The sequence below is a fragment of the Vagococcus jeotgali genome (assembly GCF_035918315.1).
Classification (GTDB): Bacteria; Bacillota; Bacilli; order Lactobacillales; family Vagococcaceae; genus Vagococcus; species Vagococcus jeotgali.
Genome location: NZ_CP142146.1, coordinates 699,530 through 717,573, shown reverse-complemented (window position 1 = coordinate 717,573; position 18,044 = coordinate 699,530). Strand labels below are relative to the sequence as shown.

17 protein-coding genes are annotated in these 18,044 nt (G+C 34.1%); 3 read left to right on the top strand and 14 right to left on the bottom strand.

Translation table 11 applies throughout. The annotated features are described in order from the left end of the window. Positions 1–12: 12 nt before the first annotated feature. From VSF34_RS03725 to nadE, 5 genes are all read right to left on the bottom strand, one after another. Positions 13–525 carry a GNAT family N-acetyltransferase gene (locus VSF34_RS03725; protein WP_326717724.1) on the bottom strand — a complete coding sequence of 171 codons (513 nt, stop codon included), beginning with the start codon at positions 523–525 and terminating at the stop codon, positions 13–15. A gap of 68 nt (positions 526–593) precedes the next feature. After that, positions 594–1,034: a hypothetical protein gene (locus VSF34_RS03720; protein ID WP_326717723.1), complete on the bottom strand. Its 441-nt coding sequence runs from the start codon at positions 1,032–1,034 to the stop codon at positions 594–596. Positions 1,035–1,215: 181 nt separating this feature from the next. Beyond that, positions 1,216–3,894, bottom strand: a complete 2,679-nt coding sequence (locus VSF34_RS03715) for a cation-translocating P-type ATPase (protein WP_326717722.1) — start codon at positions 3,892–3,894, stop codon at positions 1,216–1,218. Positions 3,895–4,129: 235 nt separating this feature from the next. Next, positions 4,130–5,866, bottom strand: a complete 1,737-nt coding sequence (locus VSF34_RS03710) for an LTA synthase family protein (RefSeq protein ID WP_370659278.1) — start codon at positions 5,864–5,866, stop codon at positions 4,130–4,132. A 104-nt stretch (positions 5,867–5,970) separates the two neighbouring features. Beyond that, the gene (nadE, locus tag VSF34_RS03705; RefSeq protein WP_326717720.1) at positions 5,971–6,801 is read right to left on the bottom strand and encodes an NAD(+) synthase; all 831 of its coding nucleotides are present in this window, start codon (positions 6,799–6,801) and stop codon (positions 5,971–5,973) included. Between the two features lie 431 nt (positions 6,802–7,232). Here nadE and VSF34_RS03700 point away from each other — a divergent pair, with 431 nt between their 5' ends. The 3 genes from VSF34_RS03700 (at position 7,233) to VSF34_RS03690 (ending at position 10,052) form a co-directional block, all read left to right on the top strand. Next, positions 7,233–7,466 carry a hypothetical protein gene (locus VSF34_RS03700; protein ID WP_326717719.1) on the top strand — a complete coding sequence of 78 codons (234 nt, stop codon included), beginning with the start codon at positions 7,233–7,235 and terminating at the stop codon, positions 7,464–7,466. A 70-nt stretch (positions 7,467–7,536) separates the two neighbouring features. Then, positions 7,537–8,595, top strand: a complete 1,059-nt coding sequence (locus tag VSF34_RS03695) for an IS30 family transposase (RefSeq protein WP_326717718.1) — start codon at positions 7,537–7,539, stop codon at positions 8,593–8,595. A 215-nt stretch (positions 8,596–8,810) separates the two neighbouring features. Beyond that, complete coding sequence (locus tag VSF34_RS03690) at positions 8,811–10,052, top strand: IS256 family transposase (protein ID WP_326717717.1); 1,242 nt, start codon at positions 8,811–8,813, stop codon at positions 10,050–10,052. Between the two features lie 294 nt (positions 10,053–10,346). On the opposite strand, the gene VSF34_RS03685 is transcribed toward VSF34_RS03690, so the two are convergent. The 9 genes from VSF34_RS03685 to rpoE all read right to left on the bottom strand — a co-directional run bounded on the left by VSF34_RS03685 (position 10,347) and on the right by rpoE (position 17,961). After that, on the bottom strand, positions 10,347–10,592 hold the full coding sequence (locus tag VSF34_RS03685) for a hypothetical protein (protein WP_326717716.1): 246 nt from the start codon (positions 10,590–10,592) through the stop codon (positions 10,347–10,349). Further along, on the bottom strand, positions 10,552–10,953 hold the full coding sequence (locus VSF34_RS03680; RefSeq protein ID WP_326717715.1) for a helix-turn-helix transcriptional regulator: 402 nt from the start codon (positions 10,951–10,953) through the stop codon (positions 10,552–10,554). The genes VSF34_RS03685 and VSF34_RS03680 overlap by 41 nt, the downstream gene beginning before the upstream one ends. A 284-nt stretch (positions 10,954–11,237) precedes the next feature. Next, positions 11,238–11,501 (bottom strand): type B 50S ribosomal protein L31, encoded by a 264-nt coding sequence (locus VSF34_RS03675; RefSeq protein ID WP_326717714.1) that lies wholly within the window; start codon positions 11,499–11,501, stop codon positions 11,238–11,240. Positions 11,502–11,591: 90 nt separating this feature from the next. After that, positions 11,592–12,863, bottom strand: a complete 1,272-nt coding sequence (rho, locus tag VSF34_RS03670; protein ID WP_326717713.1) for a transcription termination factor Rho — start codon at positions 12,861–12,863, stop codon at positions 11,592–11,594. A 3-nt stretch (positions 12,864–12,866) separates the two neighbouring features. Next, on the bottom strand, positions 12,867–14,144 hold the full coding sequence (gene murA, locus VSF34_RS03665; RefSeq protein WP_326717712.1) for a UDP-N-acetylglucosamine 1-carboxyvinyltransferase: 1,278 nt from the start codon (positions 14,142–14,144) through the stop codon (positions 12,867–12,869). A gap of 182 nt (positions 14,145–14,326) precedes the next feature. Further along, positions 14,327–15,193: a class II fructose-bisphosphate aldolase gene (locus tag VSF34_RS03660; protein ID WP_326717711.1), complete on the bottom strand. Its 867-nt coding sequence runs from the start codon at positions 15,191–15,193 to the stop codon at positions 14,327–14,329. A gap of 150 nt (positions 15,194–15,343) precedes the next feature. Beyond that, positions 15,344–16,819: an aldehyde dehydrogenase family protein gene (locus tag VSF34_RS03655; protein ID WP_326717710.1), complete on the bottom strand. Its 1,476-nt coding sequence runs from the start codon at positions 16,817–16,819 to the stop codon at positions 15,344–15,346. A 129-nt stretch (positions 16,820–16,948) separates the two neighbouring features. Then, on the bottom strand, positions 16,949–17,314 hold the full coding sequence (locus VSF34_RS03650) for a DUF1622 domain-containing protein (RefSeq protein ID WP_326717709.1): 366 nt from the start codon (positions 17,312–17,314) through the stop codon (positions 16,949–16,951). A 65-nt stretch (positions 17,315–17,379) separates the two neighbouring features. Then, complete coding sequence (gene rpoE, locus VSF34_RS03645; RefSeq protein WP_326717708.1) at positions 17,380–17,961, bottom strand: DNA-directed RNA polymerase subunit delta; 582 nt, start codon at positions 17,959–17,961, stop codon at positions 17,380–17,382. Positions 17,962–18,044 lie beyond the last annotated feature (83 nt).

The following is an 18,044-nucleotide window of genomic DNA, read 5'->3' as shown; positions in this document are numbered from 1 at the left end:
TGGTTTTGCAATTTAAGGAAATCTATATAAATTAAATAGCTCCTTATTAAACTCATCATTTGTAACAGGGACACTGGCTATAAATTCAAACCCTACTCGCTCGTAAAGTTTAGATAGCATTTCCTTTTGAGCCATACAATCTAAACAAATGACTTGATTGTTATTATGAACATATGTCATGGTTTGATGAAGAAATTCATCAGCAACTCCTTTACCAACAGCTTCATTAGATAAAGCTAGTTTATGTAGGTAACAAGCACCTGGTATAAGTTCTTGATTCTCCCAAAGCATTCTATCCCAAGTATTTGGTGTGTCATATAAATATAATAAACCTAATATAGTCTCATTCTCCTCAATCACCCAGACATGCCCTTGTTCTACTTGTTTCTTTAAATTAGCTTTTTCTTCACCAAGTAAAACAGTAGCCCACTGGGTTGATCCTGTTTCTTTTATGCGATTAGCAGCTTCATATTGAATCATATTTAATCTATCTAAATCAGATATTATTGCTAGACGTGTCTTCATCACTATCTCCTCTTTAACTTAAAAAAATTTGAAAAAAAAGAGATGACTAATCATCTCTCTTCTGGTTATTAGCCCTTCATAACAAGTTGTGTGATACGTTGAATACAGAATGAAATCACATCAGTTGACTCATCTTGTTTTAGTTCTGATTCATTAAACATGTCAATGTCAACACTTGCACCTTCTGCATCAATTGAGTCCACCATTAATTGACAAGCATTAACATATTCTTCATATGCTTTTTCTAATTTTCTGTGGATACCCATTACTTGAATAGGTGCTTTTGAGTGCGTTAATCTATTTGCAACAACACGATACTCCTCAGTTCCCTCAGCAAAAGCAGCTTTAACTTTTGTTAATTCTTCTGAAGTTAAGTCTGATAATGTATTGTTATCAATAGCATTTCTTACAGCCTCAAAAGAGTCATTTGTTTTTTCTCCAACACTTTCTGATTCTGTCACAACATCATTAATGATTTGTAAATATTCTCTTACGTTTACTTTTTTCAAAATAATCCCTCGCTTTTCGTCATTCCCTATCATTCTACCTGTTTTATTTATAAATTTAAAGTAAAAAACGATAATTTCACAAATATTTATGTCATTTTTCACCTAATAGTAAATTAATCAAAAAAACTACCTAAGAAATGAATAATACATCACCTCTTAGGTAGTTATCTTTTACTTTGATTTAAGCATCTTTATAAATTGTTTTTCTTTGGACCCATTTTACGATTTCAACAATTGGAATAATCGCAAATGAACCAATTAAGACTACCAACCACTGTGCACCATCTAAATGAGCTACTTTAAATAAATCATTAAATCCTGGAATAACAATGGTCGAAGCAAGTAGGACAAATGATAAAAGAATCGCATAGTTGAAGATTTTATTTTTAAATACCCCAACAGTAAAGATTGATTTATGAACAGATTTCACGTTAAATGCATGGAATAACTGAATCAAGCCTAGTGTTGCATAAGACATTGTCAACGCATCAGCATGAATCGCATCATATCCTGTATGGACTGGAAACTCAATAGCATACCAATAAACACCTAACGTTAATGCTGCCTCTAAAATACCTTGATAGATAATACTACTCAACACACCACCAGAGAATAAATCAGAATCACGTCCACGAGGTTTTAACTTCATTAAACCTTTTTCAGCTGGCTCAAGACCTAGAGCAATTGCTGGGAATGTATCTGTTACTACGTTAATCCATAATAAATGAACTGGCAGTAGCGTATCCCACCCCATCATCGTTGCAATAAATAACGTTAATACTTCACCTAAGTTGGCTGCAAGTAAATACTGTACAGTTTTTTGGATATTTGAGAAAACTTTACGACCTTCTTCAACAGCCACAATAATAGTTGAGAAATTGTCATCAGCCAGTACCATATCACTGGCACCTTTTGAGACTTCAGTTCCTGTAATTCCCATACCAATACCAATATCAGCAGTTTTAAGAGCAGGAGCATCATTAACTCCGTCACCTGTCATAGCTACAACTTTGCCATCTTTTTGCCATGCTTTTACAATTCTTACCTTGTGCTCTGGTGACACCCTAGCATAAACGGAATATTGTTCAATAGCACTTGCTAACTGCTCGTCACTCATCTCGTTTAGCTCGCCACCTGTAATCACTGCATTGTGTTGCCCTTCTTTTAAAATACCTAAACGTACTGCAATTGCTTCTGCTGTATCGCGGTGGTCACCTGTAATCATAATCGGTCTAATACCAGCTTCTTTAGCAACACGCACTGCTTCTGCGGCTTCTTTTCTCTCAGGATCAATCATCCCAACTAAGCCAGAGAAAATCAGATCTGTTTCAACACTCTCACTTGACAACTCATTTGGAATCTCGTCAACAATCTTATAAGCCATAGCTAACACACGTAAAGCTTGTTTAGCTAAACCTGTATTAGTTTGTAAAATCAAATCTTCCTCAGCCTTGTCCATTGGCTGAATCACACCATTCACATCATATGACACACAGCGTTTTAATAATTCATCAGGAGCACCTTTAACAGCTACAAAGTAACGTCCATCATCCAGTTTATGGAACGTTGACATTAATTTACGTTCAGAATCAAATGGTACTTCAGCTAAACGTGGCTCTTTAGTTAATTGCTTCTGAACATCAAACCCATGATCCATACCGTATTTCACTAAAGCAGTCTCTGTTGGATCCCCAATTAAAACGTCTCCATCAGAAATTTTAGTATCATTACAGTAAGTCATAATTTTAAGTGTTGTATTATCAACCGGCATTGTTTCTGATACTTCAATCACACCATTATTTGTAAAAACAGCCTCAACTGTCATTTGGTTAAGTGTTAATGTTCCAGTTTTATCAGAACAAATAATATCAGTACTACCTAACGTCTCAACAGCAGGTAACTTTCTAACTAAAGCATTTCGTTTTGCCATTTTTTGAGTACCTAAAGCTAGGATAATCGTTACAATAGCAGGTAATCCTTCTGGAATTGCTGCTACAGCTAAAGATACAGATGTTAATAACATTTCCATCCAATCATGCCCACCACGTAACATACCAACTGCAAACATGATAATACAGATAATAATAATCACAATAGATAATACTTTACCTAATTTATTTAGATTCTCTTTTAACGGAGTATTAGTCTCATCAGACTGAGCTAACATGCTAGCAATTTTACCAACCTCAGTATTCATTCCAGTTCCTGTAACAACACCAATACCACGACCATAAGTTACATTACTGTTCATATAAGCCATATTAATACGATCACCAATACCGATATCTTGTTTTTCTAAAGTAATCGCTTCTTTTTCAACAGGCACAGACTCACCTGTAAGCGCTGCTTCTTCTATCTTTAATGATGCCACTTCAATTAGACGCATATCAGCAGGGATCACATCCCCTGCCTCAAGTAAGACAATATCTCCAGGAACTAAATCTGTACTCTTAATTGTTTTTGTTGTATCATCACGTCTTACATTAGCATTTGGTGTGGACATATCTTTTAGTGCTTCAATTGCTTCTTCGGCTTTTGCTTCTTGTACCACTCCAAAAATTGCCATAATGAACACAACAACTATAATCATAATCGCCTCAACTTGATCCCCCATAAAGAAAGATAATACAGCTGCAGCTAATAAAATCAATATCATAAAATCTTTAAACTGATCTAAAAATTTACTAAATAAGCTCTTTTTCTTCCCCTCATATAGTTGGTTATGTCCGTACTCTCTTAATCGTTTTTCAGCTTCTTTCGTTGATAGTCCCTTAGAGCTAGTATCTAATTTGTCTAAGACGACCTCTTCTGATTCAATGTAGAATGGATCATTTAGCTGCTTTTTTCTTTGTTCTGACATCTTGTTTTCCCCTTTCCTTTTAAGCATACATAAATTCAATAAAAAGAGACTTATGTATGTGTTATACATACATAAGTCTCACCAATTAAGACAACACCAGAAGTAGTCTCTTACTCCAGAATGGTGGCGTTGTCGCAGTATGTATACTGCCAGTTACTCCCTTATGAATAATTCTCATAAAGTATATCATGAGTTTTTGAAAGTTTCAATCATAACGTATTGTTTAAAATAACAATTAATTTACTACATCAAACAGCTGATTCCCATATCTTTCACCACTTATAGTGTCATACATGACAAGCCTATAATCTTCTAACACTCCATTTTCCTTTTCAGGTAAGTTGATGTCTTCTTGCCATTTATTATCGTATAAATACATCCTCTTCTCAAATGCTGGCATAATATGATATAGCTCTAACATCAAAGCATTAAAGCCTGTTTGCTTCATTCCAGGAGCTTGAGTCATAAGACTAGAAAAATAAAATGGGCTTAATGTTTCTACTTGAGGTGATATTTTCTGTTTCGTATCATAAATAAAGTATTCAGTTAAATGAGTCTTAATTGGTTCATTTTCTTTAACAATCTCTTCTGGATAAATAGAAGGTAAATGATCTCCCCAGAATACTAGAATCGTTCGTCTATCTAACTGATTCAAGTCCTCAACTAACTTACCTAAAGCCTCTGAAGTATAGGCAATATCTTGTGCATAATTTGTAATAGACGGATCATTCCATCCATCTTTCAATTCATAATCAGAGTGAGTATACTTAGTATTATAAGGCATGTGAGTCTGCATCGTCACCAAATGAGTAAACACTGGTTTGTCAGATGTGGATAAAATATCCAGTACATCATTAAAAGCTGATTCATCTGAAATATAACCATTAGGACTTAATTTTTCTTGATGGGTCATGGTTGATTCATCTAAAAATCTGTTAAACCCTAAAACATTATAAACATCCTTTCGCTTATACATAGATGTATTATAAGGATGTATAGCTACCGTTTCATACCCTTGATTAGAAAGGTTAGATACAACAGAGGGAAATGATTTTTGTTTAGGTAACATCATCGTATAAGGTGTGGTCATTTGAGAATTTAGTACTTCCATGGAAAAACCAGTTAGAGCTTCAAATTCAATGTTAGCTGTACCACCACCATAGTTTTGTGACAACATCTCTCCAGAATACAAAGACTGACTAGCAATCTCTTGAAAAGGTTTGATTGGATTTTTATTTAAATCAATACCTGCTAAATTATTTGGATCTGAAAAACTCTCTGACATTAAGAAAATGATATTAGGTTGTTCACTATTTGGTGTCAGTTCATTTGCCTCATTTGCCTGCTTATTATATTTATCTACTATGGCCTCCATTTTTTCTTTTGAATAGTCCTCTGGCTTATCCATGGCTTCTACTGATAAATTATATAAAAACCCCCCCATAAATCCTGTGTTATAATAATTCATCTTTTGACTATAAGGTATCCATAAAGCCGTTTTATCATAGGCTTTTCTAAGTAAATTATTCGGTTTATTGAAATTATCAATGTAAATAAGTGAAGAAAAGGATAAAGTAAAAATAATTAATCTCACAATTTGGGTGTTTTTAGATAATTTTCTTGATTTATAAATCGAATAAGCAAAAAGAGCGATTATAGCAAAAATCAAAATCATAGCAATCACAAAATAAAAGGTTCCTATCATATCTTTTAACATCGTCCACTCAATGATCATTTTTAAATCATCTGGATAAATCGGCTCCATTCGCTTACTCATTTTTTCAAAATTAGCGATTCCCAGAAGTAGGATGGATAAACCATAAAAGCTATTTCCTACTAAAAAGGATCCACTAAATGCAATCAAAAAAGCATCTAGTATCAGTAAGACCAGTGTTCCTAATAAAAATTTCTCTACATGCCAACTTGTAGCAAATTTGTAGGCTAAATGCATATCCCAGTTATTTTGACTCATTTGTAAGTAAAAATTACTTATATAAACCAAAATTAAAGTAAATACTACTTTAGTCACAGGATGTTTTAGAACTTTTAACGTTGTTTGAAACCATTTTTCTTGTTTTATTTTTTCCAAAACGTATCTCCTAAAGTAATTGGTAAATGACGTTTATGCTCAGCTTTTTTATACCATGATTCAATGATTATTTTATCCTTAGATGATACTTCTTTTCCTTCTAAATAATCATCAATCGCCTCGTAAGTCACACCAAGAGCATCCTCATCAGCAATCATTGGTTTATTTTCTTCAAGATCTGCTGTTGGAATTTTTTCATATAATGCTTTAGGTGCTGACAATTCTTTTAGCAAGGCTCTACCTTGACGTTTATTTAGACCATATAAAGGTAAGATATCAGCAGCACCATCACCAAATTTTGTAAAAAATCCTGTTAAATTTTCAGCTGCATGATCTGTTCCAATAACAGCTCCCTTAAATTGACCTGCAATAGCAAACTGAGTCACCATACGCTCCCGAGCCTTGATATTTCCTTTATTAAAATCTGTCATATCTTCACCTGTTGCCACTTTCAACTCATTAGCTAAGGCATCGACACTTGATTTAATATTCACTACAAAAGACTCATCTGGATTAATAAACCTAATCGCACTCTTGGCATCCTCTTCATCATTTTGTAAGCCGTATGGTAACCTAATAGCGATAAATTTATACGCCTCATCTTTAGTTTCTTCACGTATTTCAGTAATCGCCATTTGACTGATTTTTCCAGCCAAAGTCGAATCTTGACCGCCACTAATTCCTAAAACAAAAGACTTTAAAAAGGGATGTTTCTTTAAATATTCTTTTAAAAAATCCACACGTTCTCTTATTTCTTCTTTAGGATTAATGTTTGATTTGACTTGTAGTTCTTCTTTGATTTTACTTTGTAATGTCACAATTAATCACACTCCTTAATTATAAAATATATTATAGCATAAAGGATTTTAAACAGGACTGAGATCACAAAAAAATCAAAAAAAGGAGGTATTATCCTCTAAAATGAATAACTGTCTTACTTTTTCTTTTGCATGATGAGAGCTAGCACTAGTGGTATCAATGTCACAACATGTAAAAGTAATGGCGTACCTACTAGCCACATGATAAAAGCACTACTCTGACTATCAGCAAAAGTTTGGATACTAGAGCTTAACACTGAAATGAATAGAAAGATAAGAAACAGAACGAAAAAAACGAGAGATGACTGATTATACTTCATATAAAAGACTCCTTTTAAAAATTATTTTCTTAACTATAACCACTAATTAGTGAATTGACAAACTATTTTTATAAGGATATGATGAGTTAAAAATTAGAAAAGAGTGAGATTGTGAGAGAAAAAGATAAATCAGAAGCTTTTATAAAGGATCGCTTGGGATTAAAGGGTAAATTAGTCGTCATCTTTTGCTTGTTTTTCTTATGGTTAAGATACAGCCATAATCTAGGTGTGATGATTAAGTTTTTTGATATTATGATTGTGATTTCTATTGCAACTATTATTTATGAGTTAATTAACTATAAAAAATTGCTTAGTTGTAAAATCAAGTTAGCCACTCTAAAATAATAAAAAAACACCATGGTAAAAATTCGTGTATCATTGAAGTAACTACCCAACAACGAAAGGAATTTTTATCATGGTGAAAATTAAGAATAACACAAAGACATCTAGTTATAAACATCTTTCCTTAAAGGAAAGGCAGCTTATTGAAGTTTGGCATAATATGGGAGACTCTAATAGAGAAATTGGTAGACGATTAGGCCGACACCATCAAACAATAAGTAATGAGCTTAAACGAGGAACGACCACGCAAATCAAAGAAAATAAGAAACCTAAACAACTCTATTTTGCTGATACGGGGCAAGCTAAATACATAGAAAACAGGAAACGCTGTGGTTCGAAATCTAAGCTAGTTAGTGCTGTTGATTTTATTAATTATGCCTGTAAACAAATGATAGACTTTAATTGGTCACCAGATGCAATTGTTGGTTTTATCAAGTCTTTAGGGACTTGGGATAAACCTCTTGTTTCTACTAAGACACTTTATAATTATATTGATAAAGGATTTTTACCGGTCAGAAATCATCACCTCAAGATGAAAGTCAGATTATCACCTAAAAAGAAAAGAAGTCATAAGCATAAAAAAGCTCTTGGAAAGTCAATTGATGAACGCCCTAGCAGAATTGATTCTAGAAAAGAGTTTGGTCATTGGGAAATAGATAGTGTCATTGGTTCAAAATCTAAAGATGATAATGCTCTACTTACACTTGTTGAAAGAAAAACTCGCTATATGATCACTGTTGTTCTAGATGATCATACTGAAGAGTCAGTTAGTTACGCTATTAAACAGTTAAAATATGAGTTTGGAAGAGCCCGATTTAGTAGCATATTTCAATCGATTACTGCTGATAATGGCAGTGAATTTAGCTCACTTGATGATACTCTGCAACAAATGACTGATATCTACTTTGCTCACCCTTATTCATCTTGGGAACGAGGAACAAACGAAAGACATAATGGTTTATTACGACAATTTGTTCCGAAAGGAACGCCTATCTGTCACTACTCAAAGCAGTTCATACAACTGGCTACTGAAAAAGTTAATCTTTTGCCGCGTAAAATTTTAAACTATAGACAACCAGCAACATTGTTTTTAGAAGAAATTCAAAATCTTAAGATCAAAACATGTTGGTAAGTAAGGGGTTCAATAAAATAACACTGATATTTAGATATTTTTACCAGAGTGGCTAACTTAATGTTGCAATTTAGAAACTATAAAAAATTTATAAAGAGTAAAAAAACAATAAGAGAGAGAGTGTAATATAAACCGTGTAAGTAACCTACCATCCTAGGTAGTGGGTTGCTTCGCGGTTTTTCTTTTTTTACAATAGATTAAAGGAGTGGTAAGTCATGACAAAAAAGAAAAAAGATCAAAAATCAGCGAAGTTAGCTCAATCAATTATTGATGCCTATCAACCAGAATCGGTTGAAGACATGCAAGAAGCCCTAAAAGATATTTTTGGACCGATGTTTGAAGCAATGCTTCGTGGAGAATTAGATAATCATTTAGGTTATGAGAATCAGTCAAGACAAGAAAAAGAAACTCAAAACAGACGGAATGGATATGGAAATAAAAAATTAAAAACAAGTTTTGGTGAATTAGACATTCAGGTTCCTAGAGATAGAGACGCTTCTTTTGAGCCAGAAATTATTCCTAAAAGAAGCAGAGACGTTTCAAGTATTGAAGGAAAAGTTCTTTCTATGTATGCCAAAGGCATGAGTCAACGAGATATTGCCTCGACAATTGAAGATATTTATGGTTTTACTATTTCTCATGATATGGTGTCGGATATCACAGATCAAATATTACCAGAACTTGAGGAATGGCAAATCAGACCTCTGGCCAAATGCTATGCCTTCTTGTTTGTCGATTGTATGTATGTCACTCTAAGAGAAAATTATGAAGTGAAAGAATGTGCGGTGTATACAATTCTTGGTTATGATTTAAAAGGAAATAAAGAAATTCTAGGTCTTTGGCTAAATCAAACAGAATCGAAAAATAGATGGATGCAGATTTTTGATGAGATTAAAGAGCGTGGCGTTGAAGATATTTTGTTTATTTCAATGGATGGTGTATCAGGGCTTGAAAATGGAGCCAAAGCTATTTTCCCAGGTGTTGTCGTTCAACGTTGTCTGGTCCATTTAGTTAGAAATGCCCTTCGTTATGTGCCAAGTAAAAGTTATAAAGAGGTTTGTAAGGATATGAAGTCTTTTTACAGTGCCTCCTCTTTAAAAGCGGCTCAAACAGCTTTTGATACCTTTCAAACAAAGTGGGCAGTCTATCCTGGAGCTATTGATGTTTGGAAAAGAAATTTCCACCATGTCGAACAATTATTTGATTACGGCTCAGCTATTCGAAAAATAATGTACACGACAAATGCTGTAGAAAGTGTTCACTCTAGTTTCCGCAAGGTAACTAAAAAAGGAGCTTTCCCTAATGAGAATGCCCTTCTTAAGCTATTATATCTTCGAGTGAAAGAACTTCAAAGTAAATGGGAAGGTGGGCATGTTCATAATTGGGCTATGGTGCTTAACCAATTAACGGTCAACGACTCTTTTTCAAAACGTGTCGAAAAATATAATCGTTACTAATCAAAATAAGTGAGACATATAAAATTTGACAACGAGTCTCTCGTCCTGCGATTTTTTATCGGGACAAGAGGTTTATTAAAAATACCCTCTTATTCCTAGAGATTATCACAGGACGACTCATTGTCAAATTGAGTTTCTATTTTTATTTTTAAGGAATTTACACACTTAACTTGACAAACCCATAAGAGACTGATCAAAAGTCAGACTCTTATTGTTTTATCTTTTCCATATCTCTTTTCGTGGGAAGTCTTCTGTCAACTGCCTTTTATCATACCCATTTAGTAATGTTGTATCTCAATAAGTGAATACTACTTCATTTATATCAGCTATAGTAGTGTTACGATTTTTAAATTCATCATTCAAATCAATGGTAAAAGCTGATTTTTTGGATATTAATTTTGGTTCTTTATAAATCATTAAATATAAAACATTATTTTCCACCACAGCATCAACAAAATCAATAGACTCAAATTTACCTATGGATATCTCACCAGTTATTTTAGTTGTCCCAGTTAATTGTGCCGTTATCTGACATTTCAATATTTGAAATGTCAGATAACGGCACAATAGTCTTATGACTACCTTTGTAAGTTACCCATGACAAACAAATAATAATGATGATCAAAGGTAATATCACCAATGCAAGAATTTTCTTTAAATTTCTACCCTTCTTAATATCTTTATCCATACTTTTCACCATATCTGATCCCTCCAATAATAAATTATCTAGAGATAGGTCAAATAACTTAGCTAGGAGTATAAGACTTTCAATATCTGGTTTGGTTTTTCCTGTTTCCCAATTTGAAATCGTTTTATTAGATACATATATTTTTTCTGCTAGCTGCTCTTGTGTTAATTGATATTCTTTCCTTTTCGCTTTTAGCATGTGACTTATTATCATCTGCCTTCACCTTCTTTCCCTCGTAATCTATCATTTCTTGGTATATTATTCCTCCTAAAGTCTGTCATAATATCAATAAATACCATTAGAAAATAATTTCAATTCCTTATTTAACAGCATTTCTAGCTTTATACACTTTTTTATCATAGACATTACATCTATTTTATCCCTCTACAATCATTTGAATTTCACAATCACTTACACTTATTTAAAACAAAAAAGAGGATATCCAAAATGGATAACCTCTATAAATATTGGCATAAAAAATTGGAAACGACTGCTGATTACTCTGCAGCGTTTTCGTCTTTGAGACCGTATTTTTTGTTGAAACGATCCACACGTCCGTCTGCTTGTGTAAATTTTTGACGTCCAGTATAGAACGGGTGAGAATCAGATGTAACCTCTACACGGATTACTGGGTAAGTGTTGCCATCTTCCCATACAACTGTTTCTTCAGATGTTTTTGTTGAACCAGATAAGAATTTGAACCCTGTTTGAGTGTCCATGAATACTACTGGTTGGTAATTTGGATGAATGTCTTGTTTCATTAATTTTCTCTCCTTCGCCCTGAATCATTTGCTGAGACAGAGTTATTTAATAACGGTACTATATTAACATGTTACTATTCATTTAGCAAATCATTTTTTAGAAAATGAAACATCTTTAAATGATTCAAAAAACTCGGCATTGTTTTTTGTTTTTTTCATAAAGGTTAACAATTGATTCGTTGAATTTATCGAATCGCCCTTCATATTACGTCTTAATTTCCAAATCTCTTCTAAATGTTTTGGTGACATCAAGAGCTCTTCACGCCTTGTACCTGAGCGCTTAATATCAATCGCAGGAAATACTCGCCTTTCGGATAATTCGCGAGATAAATGAAGCTCCATATTACCTGTTCCTTTAAATTCTTCGTAAATAATATCATCCATCCGGCTTCCCGTATCAACTAAAGCCGTTGCTAAAATCGTTAAACTTCCACCTTCTTCAATATTTCTTGCGGCACCAAAGAATCGTTTAGGTTTGTAAAAGGCAGCAGGGTCAATTCCTCCGCTTAGTGTTCTACCACTTGGAGGAATCACTAAGTTATAAGCTCTAGCAAGACGGGTAATACTATCCATTAAAATAATCACATCACGCTTATCTTCTACTAAACGCAAAGCTCTATCTAAAACAAGCTCAGCGACACGTGTATGATTTTCTGGTTTTTGATCGAAAGTAGAAGACACAACATCTCCCTTGACGCTTCTCTCAATATCAGTAACTTCTTCTGGACGTTCATCAATGAGTAAAACAATTAATTCAGCATCAGGATGATTCGTTGCAATGCCATTTGCAATATCTTTTATAATACTTGTTTTACCCGCTTTTGGTGGAGCAACAATTAACCCACGCTGACCAAAACCAACTGGAGAAAAAACATCTATCATACGAGTAGATAGTTCTTTTTGTGTTGTCTCAAGAACGAGCTGTTTATCAGGATAAAGAGCCGTTAGTGCTGGAAAATGAGGACGCTCTTTTGCATCTTCTGGATTCTTACCATTCACTGTCTCAACATGCATTAAACCATAATAGCGTTCAGACTCTTTTGGTGGACGAGCTTTTCCGGCCACTTTGTCACCATTTCTAAGGCCAAAACGTCTAATTTGAGAAGATGAGATATAAATATCTTCCTTACTAGAAGTATAGTTAATTGGTCTTAAAAAACCATACCCATCACTTGAGACAATATCTAATACACCTTCTACCATAAAAAATCCTTGTTTTTCAGCTTGAGCACGAATAACGGCTAAAGATAGTTCTTTTTTATTCATTTGGCTATAATATGGAATTTTAAAATCCTTTGCATAAGTGTAGATCTCTTTTAGGGTTTTTTGTTCAAGTTCGCCCATTGTTAGGTAATCACGCATTTTCTATCCCTCTTTGTCTATATCTTCTTCCATGTAAATATCAGCACCAAGACCTGTTAGCTTTTCAATAATATTATCATAACCACGTAAAATGTTTTCAACATTTGAAATCTTTGTCGTCCCATCTGCCATAATACCAGCAATCACAAGACAAGCTCCAGCTCTTAAATCACTAGCTGTCACTTCTGTTCCTGAGAGTTTAATGTCATTATGACCATTAATGACAATCATTTTCCCTTCAACAGTAGCATCAGCACCCATACGAGCAAGCTCTGGAATATGATTGACACGCGCTTCATAAATAGTATCTGTTACCATACTTTGTCCATTGGCACGTAACAATAGTGGTGTTAATGGTTGTTGTAGGTCGGTTGCAAACCCTGGATAAGGTACAGTTGTTACATTAATTGGTTTCAAATCATTGGTAGGCTCAACGATGATGCTATCTTCTGTGATTGTCATAGGAACACCCATCTCTTCCAATTTAGAAATAAAGCTCTCTAGATGCTCATGAATCACGTTTTGAACGACAACGCCATCGCCATATGCTGCAGCAAGAGACAGATAAGTACCAGCCTCAATACGGTCAGGAATCATTGAATGACGACAACCTTTTAATTCTTTTACACCATCAATTCGAATTTCATTTGTACCAGCACCACGAATTTTAGCTCCCATGTTATTCAACAGTGTTGCTACATCAATAATTTCAGGTTCTCTTGCAGCATTTTCAATCACTGTACGTCCTTCAGCTTTAACAGCCGCTAACATCACGTTAATCGTTGCTCCGATTGAAACCATGTCCATATAGATTCTAGTACCTTTTAACCCATTTGGAGAATCTAAATAAGTAGCCCCGTGTTCTGTCTTGACTGTTGCACCTAATGACTCAAATCCTTTAACGTGTAAATCAATAGGACGAGGCCCTAAATAACAACCGCCTGGAAGACCAACAACAGCCTCACCAAACTTACCCAATAATGCGCCCATAAAATAATAAGATGCTCTTAAACTATTGATTTTTCCACTTGGCATTGGAATAGATACCATGTTAGTTGGATCAATCACCATACGATTATTCTCAAAAGTTACCTGAACACCCATTATCTCTAAAATCTCTTTTAGTGAGTGAACATCTTGAATATCTGGTACACCTTCTAAAACAACAGGAGAGTCAGCCAAAATGGCTGCTGGGATTAATGCTACAGCACTATTTTTAGCTCCACTAATAGTTACTGTTCCCTTTAATTTTTTTCCACCATTTACCACTAATTTTTTCATATTTAATTGATTTCCTCACTTTATTCTTGAAAAAAGCCGCTTAAATTAAGCAGCTGTCTAATCGATTATTCTATTAACTTATTGTATTCTATCATAAGATGGGCATTAAAAAAAGACATTGATAGTTTCTTGAAAGTAAAAAAGCAATTGATTAAAAAATCAATTGCTTTTTTTAATAGTTATTAAGCTTTATCTTTAGAACCAAACCACTCAATACGTTGTTTAACTAACTCAGTGATTGCTTGAGTTCCAGGAGCTAAGATTTTACGAGGGTCAAAACCTTTACCTTCTAAATCTTTTCCTTCTTCAATATATTTACGTGTTACTGCTGCAAACACTTCTTGACATTCAGTGTTAACATTAATTTTAGAAACACCTAATTCAATAGCTTTTTGAATTTGGTCTAAAGGAATACCTGATCCACCATGTAATACCATTGGTTTGCCATCGATTACAGCACCAATTTCAGCTAAACGTTCAAAGTTTAAGCCTGTCCAGTTTTCTGGATAAGAACCATGAATGTTACCAATACCTGCTGCTAAGAAATCAATACCAGTATCTGACATTGCTTTACATTCTGCAGGATCTGCTAATTCACCAGAACCAATAATTCCGTCTTCTTCTCCGCCAATACTTCCAACTTCACACTCAACAGAAACGCCTTTTGCATGAGCTTTAGCGACAACTTCTTTAGCTTTTTCAATGTTTTCTTCAAATGGTAAGTGAGATCCATCAAACATAACTGAAGTATATCCAATTTCGATACATTCTAGAGCATCTTCATATTCACCATGATCTAAATGTAGTGCAACTGGTACAGTAATTCCCATTGAATCGATTAAGTCTTTCACGATATCGTAACAAACTTTGTATCCACCCATGTATTTTGCTGCACCCATAGAAGTTTGAATCATTACTGGAGAATTAGATTCTTGTGCGCCTTTTAAAATAGCTTGAGTCCACTCTAAGTTATTTGTATTAAAAGCACCTACTGCATATTGACCTTCTCTAGCTTCTTTTAACATATCTGCTGCTGATACTAATGCCATAATTAAATTCCTCCTAATTATATAGTCACCATAATTACTTATGTGTGACAGTTAACTAACAACAATATTTTAACATTGTTCCTGTGATTATGCCAGTGTAATCACAATCTTTTCTAAACTTTCAGAAAATTTCCTTTAAAAAAGAAGAATTTAATATAACCCAAATCCAGCTTCACTTGTATCAATATAAATATTTTTAAATTGGCTATATGAATCTAAAATAGCTTTATGAGTTTCTCGTCCAATACCTGATTTTTTATACCCACCAAATGGTGATCCAGCTGGAATTTGATTGTAAGTATTCACCCAAATACGTCCAGTTTCAATTTGACGACTCACATTTAATGCGGTGTTTATATTTTCAGTCCAAACACCACCACCAAGACCGTAATCAGAATCATTAGCTAATTTAATTACTTCATCAATAGTCTTAAATTTAACAACAACGGCTACAGGACCAAATATCTCCTTACGAGCTACTTCCATATCGTTTGTCACATCTGTTAAAAGAGTCGGCGCTATATAGCAGCCCCGTTCTAGCTCACCATCTAACTTTTTACCACCAGTTAAAATTGTTGCCCCTTCTTTTCGTCCAACTTCAACAGCCTCTAATATTTTTTCCACTTGTCGCTCGTTAACTTGAGCTCCCATTTGTGTGTCTTTATCTAGTGGGTTACCTACAACAACAGCTTCAAATTTCTCTTTTAAGGCACCAACAAATTTGTCATAGATTCCTTCTTGAACAAATATTCTAGATCCTGCACAACACACTTGACCTTGATTAAATAAGATACCTAACTGAGCTCCTTCAACTGCTCTATCAAAAGGCATATCGTCAAAGAAAATATTAGCAGACTTACCACCTAACTCTAGAGTTGCTGGAATTAATTTATCTGCAGCTGCTCTTGCTACTTTATAACCTACTTCTGTAGAACCTGTAAAGGCTAATTTATTAAAGCCTTCATGCTGAAGCATGTAATCACCAGATTTAGATCCTTTTCCTGTGATAACATTTAGTACACCTTTTGGTAACAGTGGACCAATTAGTTTTGTTAATTCTAATAAACTTAGCGATGTAGACGAAGATGGATGAATCACAATCGTGTTTCCTGCAGCTAGTGCTGGAGCAATTTTCCATGCCCCCATTAATAGCGGGAAATTCCACGGGATAATTTGTCCAACAACTCCAATTGGTTCACGTAAGACGATACTTAACGTGTTTTTATCAAATGCCTGAGCTGATCCTTCCTCACTACGAATCACTCCTGCAAAATATCTGAAATGATCAGCACTTAACGGAACATCTATCGACCTAGTTTCTCTTAATGGTTTTCCATTATCTAAAGACTCAATTCTTGCTAAGTACTCCGTGTGCTCATCAATAACATCAGCAATTTTTAATAAGACATTACTCCTATCTACTAAAGACCAATCTCGCCATTCAGGTAAGGCTTTTGTTGCTGCCTCAACAGCCATATCGACATCTTTATCAACAGCATCTACAAAAGTCCCTATCTTTTCTCCATTAACCGGGGAATAACTGTCTAAAAAGTTATTTCCAGCACCATCTGTCCATTTGCCATCAATATATAACTTATGCTCTTGGTATACATCTGAAAAACTCATCTTATCATAACCCCTTTGATTAATTTTATATTTGGTATAGTTAGAATTGTATAGGCTTCCAAAAATTGAGTCAACCCTTTTGATCAACAAAAAAAACAGCCTAAGCTGTTTTTGTTTATTATTTACTTTTCAGCTGCTTTTATTAGAAGCTTTTTCAGCAGTCTTAGCCTCAGCTTCTTCCATTTCTTTTCCTAAGAAGTAAGAAATAGCTGTTCTAATAACAACTACTCCACCAAGTATCAACATATCATCAACTGATGGATTTAAAATTGTCTCAATAATATCAGAGGCAATTAAAACCTCTAAACTAAGTAGAATATAAGATCCTAAATATAGCTTAATTTTATTATGTTTCATAGAAATCTCTTGAGTACTTCCTGAGCTGAACTCATTTTTAAAGAAATCAAAAGCTGCCTTCACAACCCCAACTAACAAAATTAATACTGAGAAGGAATTTAAAATTAAAATAATTTTTGCAACAATTTCATGTAACATGTTTATTCTCCCTTTTTAGTTATTTAAATAAAAAAGAGTACCCTGAGATACCCTTTTATATAAAATTATAACTCGTCTTCGTCGTCCTCATCTTCATCTATAATCGTTAAGTCTTCTTCAACGCTTTCTGGTACATCATCATCCACATCATTGTCAGCACCGATTTCAGATAAGTCTGTTGTATATTGCTTAATCTCTTCAGTCTCATCTTCTTTAGCTTCATAAAGATCATCTTCATCTTCATCACCTAAATCAGAATCTTCTGGGTCGTCATCGTTATAATCAATAGCATCCTCATCTGTTACGATAAAGGCATTAACTTTTTTACGTTTTTTACGACGCGGTGTTTCTTCTTCATCTTCTTCAACACCTGTTACTTCCTCATCAATCGAGTCAATTGGATACCAGCTACGTAAGCCCCATCTGTTATCTCCTAGTGAAATAAAACTACCATCAATATTTAAATCTGTATAAAATTGTGGTAAGACATCTCTAATTTCGCTATCTGCTTTTCCTAAATAATTTTGAATTTGGTTTACTAAATCAGAAAAATCCATGATGTCTCCGCGTTGCGCTAAAATAGCATGAGCTACTTCAATCATTGATAATTCATTTTTGTTTACGTCCTTGAAAGTTTCTATTTCCAACTGACACACGTCCTTTCACAGTCTACTATTCATCATACAATAAGTGGACTTTCATTGCAATTTAAAATTTATAAATCCTGATT

Excerpts from the sequence above, each read along its gene's own strand:
- VSF34_RS03725 (WP_326717724.1), bottom strand. The coding sequence starts at position 525 with ATGAAGACACGTCTAGCAATAATATCTGATTTAGATAGATTAAATATG.
- VSF34_RS03715 (WP_326717722.1), bottom strand. The coding sequence starts at position 3,894 with ATGTCAGAACAAAGAAAAAAGCAGCTAAATGATCCATTCTACATTGAA.
- VSF34_RS03710 (WP_370659278.1), bottom strand. The coding sequence starts at position 5,866 with ATGAGTCAAAATAACTGGGATATGCATTTAGCCTACAAATTTGCTACA.
- VSF34_RS03695 (WP_326717718.1), top strand. The coding sequence starts at position 7,537 with ATGGTGAAAATTAAGAATAACACAAAGACATCTAGTTATAAACATCTT.
- VSF34_RS03690 (WP_326717717.1), top strand. The coding sequence starts at position 8,811 with ATGACAAAAAAGAAAAAAGATCAAAAATCAGCGAAGTTAGCTCAATCA.
- VSF34_RS03680 (WP_326717715.1), bottom strand. The coding sequence starts at position 10,953 with ATGATAATAAGTCACATGCTAAAAGCGAAAAGGAAAGAATATCAATTA.
- VSF34_RS03675 (WP_326717714.1), bottom strand. The coding sequence starts at position 11,501 with ATGAAACAAGACATTCATCCAAATTACCAACCAGTAGTATTCATGGAC.
- rho (WP_326717713.1), bottom strand. The coding sequence starts at position 12,863 with ATGCGTGATTACCTAACAATGGGCGAACTTGAACAAAAAACCCTAAAA.
- murA (WP_326717712.1), bottom strand. The coding sequence starts at position 14,144 with ATGAAAAAATTAGTGGTAAATGGTGGAAAAAAATTAAAGGGAACAGTA.
- VSF34_RS03660 (WP_326717711.1), bottom strand. The coding sequence starts at position 15,193 with ATGGCATTAGTATCAGCAGCAGATATGTTAAAAGAAGCTAGAGAAGGT.
- VSF34_RS03655 (WP_326717710.1), bottom strand. The coding sequence starts at position 16,819 with ATGAGTTTTTCAGATGTATACCAAGAGCATAAGTTATATATTGATGGC.
- VSF34_RS03650 (WP_326717709.1), bottom strand. The coding sequence starts at position 17,314 with ATGTTACATGAAATTGTTGCAAAAATTATTTTAATTTTAAATTCCTTC.